Raw genomic sequence first — 18046 nt, 5'->3', positions numbered from 1 at the left:
CCTCGGGCGAGTGCTGCCGCCAAGGGGTGGGTATGCCGAATGTCCTGATCATCACCGGCGAGGCCTCCGGGGATCTCCATGGCGCTCACTTGGTGCAGGCGCTTAAACGGAAGGCTCCTTCGCTCCGGATCGTCGGAATCGGCGGGAAGCACATGCAGGAGGCCGGGGCCGAGTTGGTATCGGGAATTCCGCAGCTCGATGTCATGGGCCTGATCGGGCCGTCCAAGGTGGCCGCACTGGTCAACCGGGTTCGTCGCATTAGGAACGTCATTGCCTCAGAGGCCTGGGATCTCGTGGTCTTGATCGACAATCCCGGCTTGAACTTTCATTTCGCGCGCGTCGCCAAGGCGGCGGGGCGGCGGGTCCTGTACTACATCGCTCCCCAAGTCTGGGCCTGGCGCAAAGGACGCATCCGCTGGATTCAGCGGCGCGTCGACCACGTGGTCTCCATTCTGCCCTTTGAGCGTGAGTTGTACCGTCGGGCCGGTGTTCCCTGTACCTTCGTCGGGAATCCATTGCTGGACGAAGTGGCGCCCTCGTACGATCGGGCTGCCATCAGGAATCGGCTGGGCCTGTCCGATGGACCTGTGATCGGGCTGTTCCCCGGCAGTCGCAGGGGAGAATTGGAACAACACATTCCCATTCTGCGCGATGCCGTGCGCCGCTTGGCGGCTCGAAACCCGAAGATGCAATTCCTCGTGGCGCAGGCATCCTCGGTCCCGGAAGGCGCCTTGGACGAGCTGGTGCGGGACAGTCCCTCGCCGATTCGCATCGTGCGCGACCAGTCGAGTGAAGTGATGGCGGCCTCCGATCTCCTGTTGGTGAAGTCCGGGACCTCGACGCTGCAGGCCGCGGTCATCGGCACCCCGATGATTCTCTTCTACCGCGCGTCGTCGCGCGTGACCTATCTGTTGGCCCGGCTTCTGATCCGCGTGCCCTGGATCGGGCTGGCGAATCTGGTGGCCGGTGAGACGGTCGTGCCGGAACTCATTCACGATGAAGCGACCGGAGAGCGGCTGGTGGTCGAGATCGAACGGCTCCTCGGCGATCGCACGGCCTATGATCGCATGAGGGCTTCGTTGGCGAAGGTGCGTGAAGCCCTGGGCGGGCCGGGGGCTTCGGAACGGGCGGCGGATGTCGTCCTGGCGGAATGTCGGGCATGAAGCAGTATTTGCGACTGGTCCGTTATTTGGACCCCTACCGGTTCCGGTTGGGAGCGGCTTTCATTTGCGCGATTCTCGTCGCCGGGCTTTCGGCGGCCTATGCGTGGCTGGTAAAGCCCGTCCTCGACGGCCTGTTCATCAGCCGCGACGAACGGTTGTTGGTCGTCCTCCCGCTGGCCATCCTGGCCGTGGCGGTGCTGAAGGGTATCTTCAACTATGGTCAAAATTATTTGATGAATTATGTCGGGAACCAGGTCATCGGCGACATCCGTGAACAGTTGTTCACGAAGTTGGTGCATCTGCCGGTCCGCTTTCACGACACGAATACCTCGGGCCGCCTGGTATCGCGGGTCATCAACGACGTGAGTTTAATGGCGAATGCCATCGCCGGCGTGTTGAAGGATATCTTTCAGCAAGGCCTGACCTTCCTGGCCATGATCGGGGTGATCATCTACCAAAATTGGAAACTGGCGATGATCTCCATCGTCGTGGTGCCGTTGGCCGTAGTCACGATGGTGCGGATGGGGCAGCGGCTGCGCAAACTCGCGACACGCGGGCAGGAGCGCATGGGTGACATGGCTTCGACGCTGCAGGAAGCGCTGTCCGGGATTCGGATGGTGAAGTCCTTCGGCCGGGAGGAGGAAGAGGCCAAACGGTTCCGCCGGAGCAACGACGCCTTCATCCACACGACCATGAAGGCGATTCAAGTCTCGTCGTTGGGCTCTTCGCACATGGAGGTCATCGGCGTATTGGGCGTAGCCGGTATCATCTGGTACGGTGGGTACTTGGTGATCCATGACGAAATGACCCCGGGCGCATTCTTCTCCTTCCTCGCCGCCATGTTCATGGCCTATGCGCCGATTCGGCGACTCTCCGGCGCGAACAACACGGTGCAGCAGGCGCTGGCCGCGGCAGAGCGGGTATTCGAGGTCCTGGATCTTCAGACGGAACAGGAATCCAACGCCGGGACGAAGGATATTCCTCCGATCAGCCGATCCATCGAATTCCGCGGCGTGTCGTTCCGCTACGAAGGCCAGGCCATGGTGGCCCTCGACAAGATCGATCTCACGATCCGGGCCGGGGAGGTGCTGGCTTTCGTCGGCAGCAGCGGCAGCGGCAAGACGACCCTGGTCAGCCTGCTCCCGCGATATTATGAGCCGACCGAGGGCCAAATCCTGATCGACGACATCGACCTGCGCGAGTGCACGCTCCGTTCCGTGAGGGCGCAAATCGGCATCGTCTCCCAGGAAGTCGTCCTGTTCGATGACACGATCCGCAACAACATCGGCTACGGCAGAGCCAGTGCGACGCCGGCCGAAGTGGAAGCGGCGGCCCGGCTGGCCTTCGCCCACGAGTTCATCGAGAAGCTGCCGCAGGGGTACGAAACCGTGATCGGCGAACGCGGTCTGAAACTTTCCGGCGGTGAACGTCAACGACTCGCGATCGCCCGCGCCATCCTGCGGGATCCGCCGATTCTGATCTTGGATGAAGCCACCTCGGCGTTGGACACGCAATCCGAACGGGTCGTGCAGATGGCGCTGGCCAACTTGATGAAGAACCGCACGACGCTGGTGGTGGCGCACCGGCTCTCGACGATCCAAAACGCCGACCGCATCGTCGTCTTGGATCGGGGCAGGGTTGTCGAGATCGGCTCACACGAGGAATTGTTGCGCAAGGGCGGAATGTACAAGCGGCTGCACAGCCTGCAGTTCGCAGATATGTTGTCGCAGTAGGTTCCGGGGGGAACGTCGAGTGGGTAGTCTCATGAAACCGGTGATCACGCGCCTCAAGTTTGCGCTGGTGCCGCCGTTCGGCTACGGGGTGATCCGCAGTCTCCATGCCTCGATGCGGTGGCGAGTTGAAGGCGCGGAGCATGTCGACGGTCTTCTGAGACAGGGCAAGCGCATGATCATTACCTTCTGGCACGCGCAGCAGCTGATGATGCCCTATGCCTACCGTGGATCCGAGGCCCATGTGCTCATCAGCCGGCACGGCGACGGAGAATTGATTTGCCGGATCATCGCGAGATTCGGACTGCAGGCTGTCCGTGGCTCGAGTACCCGCGGCGGCACCGAGGCGTTGCGTGAGTTGATCCGGCTCGGACGATCCGGGGTAGACCTTGTAATCACGCCGGACGGCCCGAAAGGCCCTCGGCAGGTCGCCAAGCTGGGCGTCATTCAGCTGGCGAAGGCCACGGGGTTGCCGATCGTCCCGTTGGCGTTCGGCTGCTCAAAAAAAAACTCTTTGCGAGCTGGGACCGTTTCATCATGCCCTATCCGTTCGCGCAAGGAGTCTTTCTTTGGGGGGAGCCCCTCACGGTGTCGCGCGACTCGTCGCCTGAGGAAATGGAGCGCGTGCGTCAGGAGTTGGAGTTCCGGCTGAACCGCATGACCAACGAGGCTGAGGCCGCCGTCCTCGGGACGAGTCCGTAATGTGGTATCTGCTCTATAACGCTCTCCTCATCGCGATTTCCCCCGTCATCCTTCTCGTGCTCCTGTCGAAGCAGCGTTGTCGCCGCGGTCTGCCCCAGCGGTTGGGTCTCGCGTCCGAAGCAACCGGACGGTCCACGGCCGATGGACCGCCGGTGGTTATCTGGATTCACGCCGTGTCGCTCGGCGAGGTCGTGGCGGTCGTTCCGCTCGTCCGGCGCCTTCGGGACCGCTATTCCCATGCAAGGTTGGTCGTGTCGACCGTCACCGAGACGGGCCGGGAAGCGGTGGAGCAACGGCTCGCCGGGATTGCCGAACATCGGTACGCGCCGCTCGACTTTTCTTGGGTCGTGGAGCAGGCGCTGGATCAGGTTCGCCCGAATCTCTACCTTTTCGTCGAAACGGAGTTGTGGCCCAATATCCTGCGGGCCCTTCGCCGGCGCGGCATTCCCTCGATCCTGGTCAATGGTCGGCTCTCCACCCGATCCTACGAGCGCCAGCGGTTGCCGGTGATTCGGGATTTCTATCGAACCATGCTCTCCATGGTCGACGTATGTCTCATGCAATCGGATCGTGACGCGCAACGGGTGATCGATCTCGGAGCCGACAAGTCTCGCGTCCGTTGTACCGGCAACATCAAGTTCGATCAGCCGATGCCGACCGCGAGCGCGTCCGGCACGACCGTCTCGCGCGCATCGCTCGGGGTCGGCGAAAAGGAACGATTATTCGTGGCAGGTAGCACCCATCCCGGAGAGGAAGACGTCCTCATCGCGGCCTATAGGACCTTGACGGAAGAGTTTCCCGATCTGCTGCTCGTGCTGGCGCCGCGACATATCGAGCGAGCGTCGCAGGTGGAAGAGGCGCTCCGGGCGGCCGGCTTGCCCGTGTTCCGGCGTAGCCAAGGTGACGGACGCATGCCGGGGACCGGCCCTCGTGCGATGGTGTTGGATACGCGAGGCGAACTCGCCTTACTCTATCGGGATGCGGCTGTGAGCCTGGTGGGGGGTACGCTGGTTCCGATCGGCGGCCACAATCTGTTGGAACCGTCGGCCTGGGGGACGCCGGTGTTATTCGGACCCTACACCGACCATTGCGCCGAGGTGGCGGGGTTGCTGGTCCAATCGGGTGGCGGTCGCGTGGTCCATACCGCGGACGAACTGATCCGTGCCGTGGCGTCCCTGTTGCGCGATCCCGCCGCCGCGCGCCACATGGGTGAATCGGCTAGAGAGGTGGTGCGCCGGAACCAGGGGGCGCTCGAGCGGACGCTCGACGTCATTTCGTCGTACCTTCCGATTGAATCGCCGCATCTCGGTACCGCGGAAGGAGCGGTAGTGGAGCGGTCGGAGCGCCGCAGGCCATGAGCATGGGGCAGGGGCGGGCGGGTAGTTCTTGGCGCCGGTGGGCCGGGGTACCCTACGAAGTTGCGGCAAGATTCAGGGCCTGGCTGTATCGAAGGGGTTGGCCTACCAGGACTCGGCTTCCGAGGCCGGTGGTCAGCGTCGGCAATCTGACGGTCGGGGGCACCGGAAAGACGCCGGTCGTGATCCATCTCGTCGAGCAGTTGACCGGGCAAGGCAAGCGGGTTGCCGTGTTGAGCCGGGGCTATCGCCGGCGCAGCTCGGCGGCGCAGTTGCTCGTGTCCGATGGACGAAGGTTGCTGGCGTCCGCTGAGGAAGCGGGGGATGAGCCTTACCTGATCGCGTCCCGCTGTCCCGGGGCGATCGTGGCGGTCGGGGCGGATCGCGTCGCACTCGGAACATGGGTGTTGCAGCAGGCTCCCGTCGACTGTTTCGTGCTGGACGACGGGTTTCAGCACCTGCGCCTCCATCGGGATGTGGATTTGTTGCTCGTGGATGCAAGCGATCCCGAGGGAATTCAGGCTGCCTTGCCCTTCGGACGATTGCGGGAGCCGATCACGGCTGCACGACGCGCCGATGCCATCCTGATCACACGCGCCGGGAGCGCGGTCGAAGCTGAACCGGTTTGGCGGTGTTTGACGCAAGCCTGTGGGCCTTTGCCCGCGCCGGTGCTCGTGCAATTCCGGGCCGACTCGTTTCAACGGATCGGGGGAAACGAGACGAAAACGGCGGATGCGTTGAAGGATGCCCCGGCCTTGCTGTTCAGCGGGGTGGGCAACTCGGGCTCATTCCACGCGCTGGCAAAGGCGCTTGGGATTGTCGTGCGGGAGACTCTGGACTTTCGGGACCATGCGCACTATACCGCTGAGATCGTCGAACGAATTCGGCAACGGACGAAGGCCTGTGGCGCTGAATTGGCGGTGACGACCGAAAAGGATGCCGGGAAAGTCGTGCCGTTCTTGTCCCCCGACGATGTCTGGTGGGCGGTGCGTTTACAGACGGAGATCGTGGTGGGGCGGGAACGGTTGACACAACTATTGCGGCTGAAGCTCGCCGTGGTCATGCAGGAGGGGCGTGCGTAAGGAAGCTGTCCGTCGGATCGTCGTGCGAGGGCCGAATTGGCTTGGCGACGCCGTCATGTGCGAGCCGGCCTTGGATCTTGTCCGTGCGTTGTTTCCGGAAGCCGACGTCACGCTGTTGGTGAAACCGGGCATTGCCGAACTGCTGGCCAACCATCCTGCCGTGAATCGCATGCTGGTCTACGACGATCGCGGCCGGCACGCAGGCCTGGCCGGGAAGTGGACGCTGGCTGGTGTCCTGCGCCGTCATCGTTTCGACTTGGCCATCCTGTTTCAAAACGCGTTCGAGGCGGCGCTGTTGAGTTTCCTGGCCGGCATCCCCCGCCGCTTCGGCTATGCCACCGACGGGCGTGGCCTGCTGTTGACGGACCCGGTTTCGCCGCCCGGCCGCAAGAGCGGCAAACATCAAGTCGAGTACTACTGGGATATGTTGAAGCCGCTGGGCGGGCAAGGGACGCCTCCGGCACCGCGCCTCTTCGTCACTCAAGAGGAAGCGGAGGCGATGAAGATCCGTCTGGCCGACGCCGGTATCGCGCCGGGGGATGTCGTGATCGGCGTGAACCCCGGCTCGACCTATGGGCAAGCGAAGCGGTGGCTGCCGGAGCGGTATGCCGAGGTCGTCAATCGCTTGGTGAAGGATACGCAAGCCAGGGTGCGAGGGCGCGTAGCCGTGGCGATTCTCGGCGCAAAAGGGGAAGAACAGCTGGGGAAATCCATCGCAGCACAGATCAAGGCCCGCACCGTCGTGTGTTCGGGGCAGACGACGGTCCGCGAATTGCTCGCGCTCGTCAAACGCTGCCAACTCTTTTTGACCAATGATACCGGCCCTATGCACGTCGCCGCGGCGTTCGATGTGCCGCTCGTCGCGGTGTTCGGGCCGACCGACTGGCAGGCCACGTCGCCTTACCGCGTGGCGGCGCAACTCATGCGGCAGCCTGTCGCCTGCGCCCCCTGCCTGCTGCGGGAATGTCCGATCGATCACCGGTGCATGACGGCCGTGACGGTCGATCAGGTGTACCAGGCGGCGACTCTGCTGCCCCTCGTGGTCCCGACAGTGGAAACCGCGCCCCAGGCGCCTGCTCGCGAGTCGGCAGGGGGGAGCCTGGCGGGTGTCACGGTGTTTTTGGATCGTGACGGGACGATCAACGAAGATACGGGGTACATCAAGACCCCGGAGGAATTGCGACTCCTGCCGGGAGTCGGACCGGCGCTCGCTGAATTGCAGAAGGCCGGGGCGAGGCTGGTCGTGGTCACGAATCAATCCGGCGTCGCACGCGGATACCTCACTCTGGAAGCGCTTGAGATCATTCATGGGAAGCTCGTGGACCGTCTCGCGGCCGAAGGCGTCCGGCTCGATGGGCTCTATGTCTGTCCGCATCACCCGAATGACGGCTGCGACTGCCGGAAGCCGGCGACGGGGATGGTCGACCGTGCCGTTGAGGAGCTCCGAATCGATCCGACTCGTGCCTATATGGTAGGAGACAGCGCGCGCGATATCGAGTTGGCGAAACGCATCGGCGCACGCAGCGTTCTCGTCATGAGCGGTCCGTCCGGAGCAGAGGCGTTGGCTGAGTTGCGGGAGCGGGGCATGGCACCGGACCATGTAGCCGAAGGGCTGGCGGACGCGGTTGGATGGATCCTGGGCCGGGGGCAGTCCGATCCCTCGCCGCCCGTCTCCGCACAGAACCAGCCATGACGCCCGCTACCTCCACACAGCCGATGGGCACCTTGCGGCGTCTGCTGATGGTCAAGCCCAGTTCCCTCGGGGATATCGTGCATGCGATGCCGACCGTGGCGTCGTTACGCCGCGGATTTCCGGAGGCGCGCGTCACCTGGTTGGTCAAGCAGCAATGGGCGCCGATCGTGGAGCGAATCGGCGGCGTGGACGAAGTCTGCGCCGTAAGCGGCGGGCTTTCGGGGTGGCTGAACCACGTTCCTGCCCTGCGCGCCGCAGCGTTCGACCTGGTCGTGGATCTTCAGGGCCTGTTCCGAAGCGGGGCGATGACCTGGCTGACCGGTTGCCCGCGGCGGATCGGCTTCGCCAATGCCCGAGAGGGCAGTCCCTTTTTTTATACGCAACGGGTCCCGGTTCCCAGCGCCACTCTGCATGCCGTCGACCGGTACCTGCTGGTGTCGGATGCCCTGGGGGCACCGCGTCCCACCGTGCCGCAATTCGAATTTCTCCGGCGGCCTGACGATGAAGCGGCGATCGAGGTTCTGCTGGACCGTGCCGGCATCTCCGGCACGAGGTGGATCGCCATGAACGTCTCGGCCCGCTGGCTTACCAAGCGGTGGCCGGCCGGGCATTTTGCGCAGTTGGCCGATCTGTTGCAGAAGAGCGGGGCGGGGCCGGTCGTTCTGATCGGCGGTCCGGCCGAACAGCCGGAATCCGATGCCGTGAAGAGCCTGATGCAGACGAAAGCGGTTGATCTCACCGGACAGACCCCTGTAGGCTTACTGCCCGGTTTTCTTCGAAGGGCTGCGGTCCTGGTGACAAATGACTCGGGCCCGATGCATATTGCCGCCGCGGTCGGGACACCGGTCGTGTCGCTGTTCGGTCCCACAGACGAAAAGCGAACCGGTCCCTATGGAAGCCGGCATATCGTGCTCTCGCATCCGGTGGCCTGTCGTCCTTGCTTAAGCCGCCGCTGTAACCATGCCGTGCCGCTCGAGTGCTTAGGCGGGGTGACCCCGGAGCAGGTCGAGCGGGCGGTGCGACAACAACTCGTTCGGACTTAGAGGTAGCACGCTTGTGAAGATTGTGATCGCTGAGTCCAGCACCACGGTCGGGGGCCAGGAATTGGCCGTGCTGTTGCACGCGGAACGGCTCGTGCGGCGGGGCCACCGTGTCCTGTTGGTGCTCGAACCGAACAGTCCCATTATGGCCATGGCGAAGGAGAAGGGCCTCGATGTGGAGCCGATGGTCATGCGGCAATGGCGGATGCCGGTGGCGATCTTGGCCTTCCGGAACCTCATCGCCCGTGAGCGGCCCGATATCGTACACGTCAACAGTTCGCGAGACAGTTGGATCGCGACGCTGGCTGCGCAGCTCCTTTCGGCGCGTCCGAAAGTCATCCGGACTCGGCACATCTCCGCGCCGCTGACGAACAACGCGGCGACGCATCTGCTCTATCGCCGGCTGTTCGACATGGTGATCGTGACGGGCGGCGAGCGCACGCGGCAGGACCTGATCCAGCGCGATGGTCTGGCGCCGGACCGCGTAGCGGCCTTCCCCATCGGGTTGGATGTCGAGCAATTTTCCCCGGCGCCTCCGCTACGGGACATCCGCAAAGAGCTGGGGCTGCCATCCGACCAGCGACTGGTCGGGCTGATTTCGTATTTGCGTGACTACAAAGGCCACACCTACTTCGTCGAGGCGGCCGCGCGAGTGCTCAAACAGCATCAGCGCGTCACGTTTCTGATCGTCGGAGAGGGACCTGAGGAACGAAACATCCGGGCGCAGATCGAACGGCTTGGCATCGCGCAGCACGTGCGGATGCTGGGTTTCCGCGACGATCTCCTGGATATCTTCCGTTCCCTGACGATTTTTGCGATCCCGACGATCGAAGGCGACACCATTCCACAGGTGCTCATGCAGGCCCTGGCGATCGGGTTGCCGGTGGTGTCGACCACGACCGGGTCGATTCCCGACGTGGTCAAGGACGGGGTATCCGGGTTGATCGTTCCGCCGCGGGATGCCGAAGCCCTTGCCGACCGGATCGGTCTCTTGCTGGATGATCCCTCGCGCTGCGCGTCGCTGGGGCGGGAAGGTCGCCTCACCGTCGAGCGGTGCTATTCCCTCGATCGCATGGTCGACGAACTCGAGCGTGTCTACCGGCGTGTCACGAACTCCTAGGAATCCGTTGAACAGCGATGGCTGGTACGATCAGAAGAAGCGTGCTGTTTTGGTGGATTCTTTTCGTAGTTCTGCAGGTAGCCGAACGCCTATTTCTCCTTCGTGACGCCTGGACCCAGGAAACGCCCACCGTTCCTCTCCTCCTGCACACATTCGTGGTGGGATTGCGGGGAGATTTCATCTCCGCGACATCTGCGCTGGTACTGGCGCTGATCCTTGCCGGTCTCGGGACACTGTTGTCATGGGGCTGGCAGCGAGTCCGCGGTACGGTAGCGGCTCCGGCACGGCTGTTTCAACGGGCATTGCAACCGGCCTGTGTATCGTTGGCGCTTCTGCTGCTCATCCTGCTCTGTGTCGATATGGGGTACTACACCTTCAACCGGCAGCATATGGATTTTGTCTTTCTGGAATACGTGGGCGATTTGCTGACGTCGCCCTCAACCCCGTCGGAAACGAATGATCAGGCGGCCAAGCAAACCGGCGCCGAGTTGGGCGAAGGCGCCAAGTGGGCCGTACGGGTAAGCTCTTTCTTCCTGTTGCAGGGCATTGCGGTGGGATTGTGGTGGTGGCTGTTTTCGGCGGCGGTCCGACCCGCCATCATTCGCTGGCGTCCGGCGTCGGGTTTCCAGGCGAACGCCTTGCTTTGCGTCGGGTTGGTCGCAGGAGGCGCCGGGTTTCACCATACCGGCCCCTACGGAATCCGCATCGCGCACATCGGCAGTTCCGTTTACTACACGCTGGCACAGAATCCGCTCCTCTTTGCGGCTGAAGCGTTCCGTGTGGCCTTCACCTCTCGCCACTCCAAGGAACGGATTGCCGGGCTCGACGCGATTCCCTACGAGGAGGCCCTGCGGACCACGCAGCACATGCTTCGAGCCGAAGGCAGCGTGTTGGATGCTCGCTACCCATTGGTCCGCCCGGTGAGGCCCGACTCCGGCGCCGTTCGGCTCAAGGGGCAGCCGGATGTGATGATTCTCTTCATCGAAGGGTTGGACCGCCGATATCTGGGACAGACCTACAACGGCATCCAGGGAACCCCGTTCCTCGACCGGTTGCGGAGCGACAGCGTCTATTTCGAGAATTTTTTCTCCAATGGTGTGCAGACCTCGCGAGGGTTGTTCGCGACCCTCTGCAGCACCTACCCGCGGCAGGGTGCGGCGGCGATGAAGACGCGTTATGCCCACGACTATCTCTGTCTGCCGTCCTTGCTCCAGCGGGGCGGATACCGCACCGAGATGGTGATCGGGCAGCATCGGGACCTCAATCGCCTCCAGACATTCCTGTCACGGAACGGATTGCATCAATTATTGGACGAGGGCGATTTTCCTCCCGATGCCGAGCGTACGAGGCTGGGGCTGGCCGACGGTGCATTGTTCGATCTGTGGGCTCAACGCGTTGAGCGGCTGCAGGGGAGCCAACAGCCGTTTTTCCTCACGACGCTGACGCTGGCGACCCACCATCCGTTCGCGGCGCCCTCGAATCATCCCGACGTGCAGCGGCTGCAGCAGCTGGTCGACGATAAATATGTCGCGGCCCTTCGGTATACGGATTTGGAACTCGAGCGCGTGTTTACGGATCTGGCCGGAAGGGGACTGCTCCGGAACACGGTCCTCTTCGTGCTCGGGGATCACGGGCGCCATGAAGCGATCGGCAAGACGGATGTGGAACGGGCGGTGGGGCATTTTTCCGCGCCGCTCATGATCTGGGTGGATCCCACGCTTCGCAGTCCTGATCGCTATCGTCCTCGCACGGTTCCGACGGTTGCCAGTCAAGTCGACGTGGCGCCGACCGCATTGGCGCTGATAGGGTTGCTGCCTGCGGTGGCCCCTTTCGTCGGCCGTGATCTGTCCTGTACCCTGGTGCGTGACTGCCTGGATGATAACCGTGCCTATGTGTCGAGTGTGTATGACAACCTCGTGGGTCATGTGTCGCGCGAGGGCGTGGTCGTCTATTCCTTCCGGACCGAAACGCTCCAGGACGTGGGGTTGGATTTCTCCTTGCGCCAGGAATGGCGGGGGGCCGATCGATTGCTCTCGCTTCCGCCCTATCGGGAACTGATGGCGCTCTACGAGGTTGCAAACGTGGCGTTGGATTCCAATCATATTTGGTCTTGGCGGGAGTTCGGTCAACGGTTGTAACGATATGGCTCCCGACACACCCATCAAGCTGGCCTTCCTGATCGAGCATCTGGACCCCAATCGCGGAGGCATGGAACGATCCGCTGCCGACTATCTGACGGAGATTGCAGCCCTGGGTGTGGAGGCGCATGTCATCACGCAGACCAGCGCCGATGTTCCCGCCGGTGTGCACGTGCACGCGCTGGGCATGGAGGGTTGGACCGATGAACTGCAATATCGCAACTTTGTCTCGCGCGCCGATCACTTTGTGGCAGGCGGGCGATGGGATATCGTCCATGCCATCCGTCCCTGCTTGCGTTGCGATGTCTATCAGCCGCGGGGCGGGCTCGTCCGGGTGGGGCAGGAGCGGACGGTGGCGGCCCGGCGCGGGTTGGTCGCGCGATTGTTGAAGCAGGCCGGTCAGCTGTTCCATGGAAAGGATCGGCTGTTGATCGGGCTGGAGCGTCGCCTGCTCAGCGGTGCCAATCCGCCGCTGGTCGTGGTGCCGAGCGACTACGTGGGGAGGCAAGTTGAACGGACCTACGGGCTGTCGGGCCGGTCGCTTCGTCGAGTGTTTAACGGAGTCCGGGTGCGGGAACCGTTGGCCGGGAATCGACGGCAGATTCGGTTGGATTATAGGCGGCGACTCGGAATCGCAGCGCAGGAGCGGGTCGCCATCTTCGTCGGTCACAATTTCCGACGCAAAGGTTTGGCTCGCGTGATGGACGCCATGGCCCTATCCGAGGGGCAGGGCTGGCGGCTCTTGGTCGTCGGGCGCGGCGCTATCGGGTATTACCAACGCTACGCGCAGCAGCAGGGGCTGGCGGATCGGGTGCAGTTTCTCGGCGGCAGGGATGATGTGGCCGAACTCTACTGGGCCTCGGATGCCTGCCTGCTGCCGACATATAACGATCCCTGCTCCCGCACCGTGTTGGAGGCCTTGTCGCTCGGGGTGCCCTGCGTCACGACCTCGTTCGACGGTTCGTCCGAATGTATTCGCGACGGAGAAACGGGGTTCGTCGTCGAATCGCCGGATCAGGTTCCGATGATTGCCCGCGCCTTGCAGCAGTTAGGGGACGACCGCGTCCTCGGGGCCATGTCGGCCAAGGCTTCGGATTTGGCCTCAGTCCTGTCGATGCGTCGCCATGCGAGAGAATTGTTCGGGTTGTATCACGAGATCGTGGCTCGCCGTGCGCAGGCCGAAGCGCTGTGTCCTGCCTAGGTTCGATGCCCGGTGCTCGACGGGGAGCGAGCTGTGCCTGAACGATCGACAAGCGTGTATCGGTCCGCTCGGTTCGGTTCGGTGCTGTGGTCGGTCCGCTCGTCAGGGTTCGATCACAGACTTTCGCCCCTCTTGCAGAATCCTGATGGCGCGCTTGGTCGGGCGATCCTGCTGAAAGACTCCGATGCCTGCACGGTCGGTTTGGTAGACGGCCTGGTCATTAAACGGTGGCGCCCGCGCGGATGGGTGCAGGCACTCAAGATGTTGGGGCGTGGGCCTCAGGCGGAGCGGGCCGGGCGTATGGCGCTGGCGCTCGAGTCTGTCGGGGTCAGGACCGCGTGTCCCTTGGCATGGGGCGTTGCCGAGTCGGGGTTGCCGCCGAAACCCAACTATCTGGTGACGGAGGAGATCGTAGGGGAGGCGGACCTGGTTGCATTGGATGGCGGCCGGGTGGGGCGGTTTGCCGCGATCGGGCGGCTGGTCGGCTCGCTGCATCACGCCGGCTTCGCGCATCGGGATCTCAAGCCCTCCAACATTCGACTACTGCCGAACGGCGAGGCCTGCCTGATTGATTTGGATGGGGTGAGTCGGGTCGCGGCTCTCTCCCAAGCCAGGGCGGTGGGTGATTTGGTCAAATTGGGGAGACGTGTCGTGGAGCTGGCCCGTCTCCGCCCGGTGGATTCAGCCAGGCTGGTCTCGGCCTATTGTGACGTGCGAGGGATCCGCAAGCGTCGAAGTTGGTGGCAGGCGCTCAAAACGGAGGCCCTGCGTCACGAAGAGTTTGCCCCCTTAGCCCACGCGCGGTGGTTGCGCGTGAGGAAAGAGACAGGCCGGCAGAACTCGTGACGGCTCACTTGTCGCCGATACGTATGAAACCAACGATTCTCTATATCCTCTCGACCAACTACGCCGGCTCCCATTTTCTTTCGTTGCTGGTGGGGAGCCACAGTCGCGCAGTGCATATCGGAGAGGTCAATCATCTCCGCAAGCGCGTGGATCGTGGAACGTGTCACACCTGCGGCTCTCTTGATGCGTGCAGACTCTTGGGCGGAATCGCCCCCGAGCAGGTGGATCAGGTGTACGACATCGTGCTCTCACGTGTCGGGGCCGGAATCAGCCTCCTGGTCGATAACAGTAAACGCCTCCCCTGGGCGGGGCGATTTGTCGACGATCGACGATACGCCATCAAGTACCTCCATTTGATACGGGATCCCAGAGCGCTGCTGCGACGCTGGGCGCTGTATTATCCTGCGTGGCCGGGTCAGCTGAAGCAGCGGTGGCAAGCGCTGCGGGCATTCCCCCACCGGGCCTTGCCGCTGGCAACCATGCCGCAAACTCAGGTCTATCTCTACCGGTGGTTGGCCGAGAACCAACGCATTACGGAGTTTCTTCATCGCCGGCAAACGGATACGCTCCTTTGCACGTACGAAGAGCTGGCGACGGACCAGGCTGTGCAGGTGCAGCGCACCATGGACTGGCTCGGATTGCCCTATGAACCGTCGCAGCTCGAGTACTGGCATCGCGATCACCATGGGACTCAAAAGCAAGATTACGAGTGGATCAAGCAGAAGCAGGCTCACTACTTCGATCAGCGATGGAAGACGTTCCTGACGCCGGAGGATGCGCGGGCGGTCGAACGCAATCAGGATGTGCAGCGCTACCTGCGAGGGCTCGGACTCACGATGACCGACGACGGATTGGTGCGCGACGGCTCACAGACCTGTGCGGCGGCGGGCTGTTAGGGAGTGGAACGTCCTGCGGGACAAGGTGAATGGAGACGCATGGTCGGGTCGGGAGAGCGTTGGTCGCTGGCGAGGGTGGCGGTCTTTTGGTGGGGACTGCTGTTCCTGATGCAGCAGGCTCACCGGCTGGTGCTGTTGCCGGATACCCTTGCGGTTGAACCGGCCGATGCCGGGACACTCCTGCACACCTTAGCCACGGGGTTTCGTGCCGACCTCACCGTCTCGAGTCTCGCCATTCTCCTTGCGGCTTTGGCGACGGTCTGTATCTGGTTGCCGGTCTGGGGCATCGGACGAATATCCCGCGCCCATCTTCCGCACAGGCTCCTGGTTCGAATCCTACGGGGAGCGGCCTCCGTCCTCGGCCTGTTCTTCCTCCTCTTCCTCCTGATCGACATGGGGTACTACACCTACAATCGGCAGCATCCCGACCTTGTCTTTTTCGAATATCTCGAGGATGTTCTGTCGAAGTCTGTGAGCGAGGGGGGCACAGCATCATCTGCTCAGATGGTGAGTCAGGCCGGCAAGCAGACCCAAGCAGAGGCCGGCGATCTTGCGAAGTGGGGACCAAGGGTCCTGGGGTTTGCGCTGGCACAGGTAGGGGTGTTTCTCTGCTGGCGCGCATTCTTTATCAGAGTCCTCGCGCCGTTCCTCGCGCAACGAGAGTCGGCTCGCCATACCGGCACCGTCACCGGGACATTCGCGGCAGTCCTGATCGGCTTTTCAGGGTTCCATCCCATGGGGCCTTGGTCCATCGCGCGGGCTGATATCCCCAGTTCCGCCTACTACTTGTTGGCTCAAAATCCCCTGTGGTACACGGGTGATGTACTTTACGGCAGCTACTCGACCAGGCTGGGCAATGCGGCCAGCCGCGTGGCAGCGCTCATGGAGGTACCGGAAGCGATTCGTCTGGCCCGTGCGACCCTCGGAGACGGTCAGGAGTTCGTGTCGGAGGACTATCCCCTCGTGCGCAAGCGGGAAGCGCCGCGCGGACGGACGCTTCGGAAGCCGCCGAACGTCATCCTGTTCTTCATCGAAGGGCTTGATCGGCGGTTTCTCGGGAAATCCGTACGCGTGGATCAGACCTACCGGCCGCATGTTCCGACGGACAGCGACGTGACGGAACTCTACCGCGACGGGCTGGGTCGCCTCCTGCCGGCGGATCAACCAGGGGCGATACGGCTGACCCCGTTTCTGGATCGTCTGGGCGCGGACGGTCTCTACTTCGAGAATTTCTTCTCGCCCGGCGACAAGACGCACCATGGTATTTTTTCGACTCTGTGCTCTTTCTATTCCGGCTACGGCCGATCCCCGATCAAATCCCGCTACACCCATGAGTATCTGTGTTTGCCTTCGGTACTGGAGCGGGCCGGTTACGAGACGGAGATGGTGCTGGGCTACAACCGTGACTATCACCAGGACCATACCGCGCTGTTCCTGGGTCGAAATGGCGTGAAGCGTTTTCTGGATGAGAGTCGCTTTCCGGCCGATGCGGAGCGGCTGGGGCTTGGGATCAGCGACGGGGCGCTGTTTGATTTCATGGCCGACCGCATCCGCAGCTTGCGATCCGGAACGCACCCGTACTTTCTCACGACATTGACCTTGAACACCCATCATCCGTACGATGTGCCGCTTCGTCATCCCGATGTGGCGGCTTTGCGGTCCGATCCCGATCCCTATGTTCCGACGCTCCGGTATGTCGATGCGGAACTCGAACGGTTGTTCGACGCACTGAGGCAGGATGGCCTGCTCGAGAACACGGTGGTGTTGATCCTTGGGGATCACGGACGGCATGAGCGGGTCGGCCGAGGGGGCGCGGAACAGTTCGTCGGCCATCACACGATTCCGCTGTTTCTGTGGGCCGACCCGTCGCTTCGCGAGGAACTCGGTTACCGGCCGCGTGTGGTCACGACCATCGGCAGCCAAGTGGACATCGCCCCGACCGTGCTGGGATTGGCCGGGCTGGCTCCGAAGCAGGCCGCATTCGTGGGGCGAGACCTGAGCTGTCTGGTGTCCGGCGACTGTATGGTCAACAATGTGGCGCTGCTGTGCGGCATTCACCAGATCGGCTTGGCCGATGCCGACGGGCTCTTGCTGTATTCCGTCGTGCGGGATCAGGTACAGACGGTGCCGTTGAATCTTGCCTCGTTACCGACTGACCGAAACGCTGTCGATGCGGATATCGCCGACCGGCTCCGCCGGACGAAGGCGCTTTTGGTGACCGCCCATACCCTGTTGGAGAAGAATCGGATTTGGTCGTGGAAACAATTCGAAAATGGTCTCTAACGTGAACGGGCCGAAAGTGTCGGTCGTGGTGATCGCGTTCAACGACGAGCCCAACATGCGGGCTTGCCTGGAATCCGTGCGCTGGGCGGACGAACTCATCGTCGTGGACTCGCACAGCACCGACGCGACCGCGACCATCAGTCGCGAGTTTACCGAGAAGGTCTACCAACATGCCTTCCACGGGTTTGGGCGGCTGCGAAACGAGGCGATCGCCCACGCGACGCACGACTGGATATTCAGCCTCGATACGGATGAACGCTCGACGCCGGAGCTGCGCGATGAGATTCGGCGGGTATTGGACGAGGGGCCCAAGGCCGACGCCTATTTCGTCCCGCGGAAGAATTATTTTCTGGGGCGGTGGATCAGGCATTGCGGATGGTATCCGGACTATCGCCAGCCCCAACTCTTTCGAAAGAGCCGGCTGCGCTATCGGCAGGAACTGGTGCATGAGAGCTTCGATTGCGACGGGCCGGTGGGGTACTTGACCCAGCCGGCGCTCCAATATCCCTTTCGGGATATCGACCATTACCTGAGAAAGCAGGATCGATATTCGGATTTGATGTCGCGTCGGCTGAAGGAACAGGGGCGTCGGTTTTCCACGCACCAGCTCATCAGTCATCCGCTCGGTGCGTTCGCCAAAATGTATCTGCAGCGACAGGGATTTCGCGACGGCGTGCCGGGATTGATTCTCTCCGGCCTCTATGCCTATTACACGTTTTTAAAATACGCCAAATTCTGGGAACTATGCCGGGAGCAGTCATAGAGGTCCGTCGTACCGACACGTCAGGCGGGCTTGG

The 18046-nt window shown here is 62.7% G+C and carries 14 protein-coding genes; all 14 read left to right on the top strand.

From position 1 onward, the window contains the following. Positions 1-32: 32 nt before the first annotated feature. From lpxB to KF814_14890, 14 genes are read left to right on the top strand one after another with little or no spacing between them, the layout of a single operon-like run. Positions 33-1163 (top strand): lipid-A-disaccharide synthase, encoded by a 1131-nt coding sequence (lpxB, locus tag KF814_14955; protein MBX3237446.1) that lies wholly within the window; start codon positions 33-35, stop codon positions 1161-1163. Further along, positions 1151-2896 carry a lipid A export permease/ATP-binding protein MsbA gene (gene msbA, locus KF814_14950; protein MBX3237445.1) on the top strand — a complete coding sequence of 582 codons (1746 nt, stop codon included), beginning with the start codon at positions 1151-1153 and terminating at the stop codon, positions 2894-2896. The genes lpxB and msbA overlap by 13 nt, the downstream gene beginning before the upstream one ends. A 31-nt stretch (positions 2897-2927) precedes the next feature. After that, the gene (locus KF814_14945) at positions 2928-3545 is read left to right on the top strand and encodes a lysophospholipid acyltransferase family protein (protein MBX3237444.1); all 618 of its coding nucleotides are present in this window, start codon (positions 2928-2930) and stop codon (positions 3543-3545) included. Between the two features lie 49 nt (positions 3546-3594). Continuing rightward, complete coding sequence (locus KF814_14940; protein MBX3237443.1) at positions 3595-4953, top strand: 3-deoxy-D-manno-octulosonic acid transferase; 1359 nt, start codon at positions 3595-3597, stop codon at positions 4951-4953. Then, positions 4950-6032 carry a tetraacyldisaccharide 4'-kinase gene (gene lpxK / locus KF814_14935; protein MBX3237442.1) on the top strand — a complete coding sequence of 361 codons (1083 nt, stop codon included), beginning with the start codon at positions 4950-4952 and terminating at the stop codon, positions 6030-6032. Before KF814_14940 ends, lpxK begins: the two co-directional genes overlap by 4 nt. Next, complete coding sequence (gene waaF, locus KF814_14930) at positions 6025-7725, top strand: lipopolysaccharide heptosyltransferase II (GenBank protein MBX3237441.1); 1701 nt, start codon at positions 6025-6027, stop codon at positions 7723-7725. The genes lpxK and waaF overlap by 8 nt, the downstream gene beginning before the upstream one ends. Next, a complete protein-coding gene (locus KF814_14925) occupies positions 7722-8768 on the top strand; it encodes a glycosyltransferase family 9 protein (protein ID MBX3237440.1) in 1047 nt (348 codons plus the stop codon). Before waaF ends, KF814_14925 begins: the two co-directional genes overlap by 4 nt. A gap of 13 nt (positions 8769-8781) precedes the next feature. Continuing rightward, positions 8782-9885: a glycosyltransferase family 4 protein gene (locus tag KF814_14920; GenBank protein MBX3237439.1), complete on the top strand. Its 1104-nt coding sequence runs from the start codon at positions 8782-8784 to the stop codon at positions 9883-9885. A 17-nt stretch (positions 9886-9902) separates the two neighbouring features. Next, positions 9903-12023, top strand: a complete 2121-nt coding sequence (locus KF814_14915; GenBank protein MBX3237438.1) for an LTA synthase family protein — start codon at positions 9903-9905, stop codon at positions 12021-12023. 4 nt (positions 12024-12027) lie between these two features. Next, the gene (locus KF814_14910) at positions 12028-13224 is read left to right on the top strand and encodes a glycosyltransferase family 4 protein (GenBank protein MBX3237437.1); all 1197 of its coding nucleotides are present in this window, start codon (positions 12028-12030) and stop codon (positions 13222-13224) included. A 33-nt stretch (positions 13225-13257) separates the two neighbouring features. Further along, entirely contained in the window at positions 13258-14070 is an 813-nt protein-coding gene (locus tag KF814_14905; protein ID MBX3237436.1) for a hypothetical protein, read from the top strand. A 23-nt stretch (positions 14071-14093) separates the two neighbouring features. Next, on the top strand, positions 14094-14966 hold the full coding sequence (locus KF814_14900; protein MBX3237435.1) for a hypothetical protein: 873 nt from the start codon (positions 14094-14096) through the stop codon (positions 14964-14966). A 39-nt stretch (positions 14967-15005) separates the two neighbouring features. Continuing rightward, on the top strand, positions 15006-17249 hold the full coding sequence (locus tag KF814_14895) for an LTA synthase family protein (protein ID MBX3237434.1): 2244 nt from the start codon (positions 15006-15008) through the stop codon (positions 17247-17249). Next, the gene (locus tag KF814_14890; protein MBX3237433.1) at positions 17239-18012 is read left to right on the top strand and encodes a glycosyltransferase family 2 protein; all 774 of its coding nucleotides are present in this window, start codon (positions 17239-17241) and stop codon (positions 18010-18012) included. Before KF814_14895 ends, KF814_14890 begins: the two co-directional genes overlap by 11 nt. Positions 18013-18046 lie beyond the last annotated feature (34 nt).

This window comes from Nitrospiraceae bacterium, from assembly GCA_019637075.1.
Taxonomy (GTDB): domain Bacteria; phylum Nitrospirota; class Nitrospiria; order Nitrospirales; family Nitrospiraceae; genus JAHBWI01.
Note: the sequence above shows the minus strand (reverse complement) of the source record. Positions and strands in the feature narration are given on the sequence as shown.

Coding starts and splice junctions, on each gene's coding strand:
- KF814_14910 (MBX3237437.1), top strand. CDS start 12,028: ATGGCTCCCGACACACCCATCAAGCTGGCCTTCCTGATCGAGCATCTG.
- KF814_14940 (MBX3237443.1), top strand. CDS start 3,595: ATGTGGTATCTGCTCTATAACGCTCTCCTCATCGCGATTTCCCCCGTC.
- KF814_14915 (MBX3237438.1), top strand. CDS start 9,903: ATGGCTGGTACGATCAGAAGAAGCGTGCTGTTTTGGTGGATTCTTTTC.
- lpxB (MBX3237446.1), top strand. CDS start 33: ATGCCGAATGTCCTGATCATCACCGGCGAGGCCTCCGGGGATCTCCAT.
- lpxK (MBX3237442.1), top strand. CDS start 4,950: ATGAGCATGGGGCAGGGGCGGGCGGGTAGTTCTTGGCGCCGGTGGGCC.
- KF814_14945 (MBX3237444.1), top strand. CDS start 2,928: ATGAAACCGGTGATCACGCGCCTCAAGTTTGCGCTGGTGCCGCCGTTC.
- KF814_14895 (MBX3237434.1), top strand. CDS start 15,006: ATGGTCGGGTCGGGAGAGCGTTGGTCGCTGGCGAGGGTGGCGGTCTTT.
- msbA (MBX3237445.1), top strand. CDS start 1,151: ATGTCGGGCATGAAGCAGTATTTGCGACTGGTCCGTTATTTGGACCCC.
- KF814_14900 (MBX3237435.1), top strand. CDS start 14,094: ATGAAACCAACGATTCTCTATATCCTCTCGACCAACTACGCCGGCTCC.
- KF814_14890 (MBX3237433.1), top strand. CDS start 17,239: ATGGTCTCTAACGTGAACGGGCCGAAAGTGTCGGTCGTGGTGATCGCG.
- KF814_14925 (MBX3237440.1), top strand. CDS start 7,722: ATGACGCCCGCTACCTCCACACAGCCGATGGGCACCTTGCGGCGTCTG.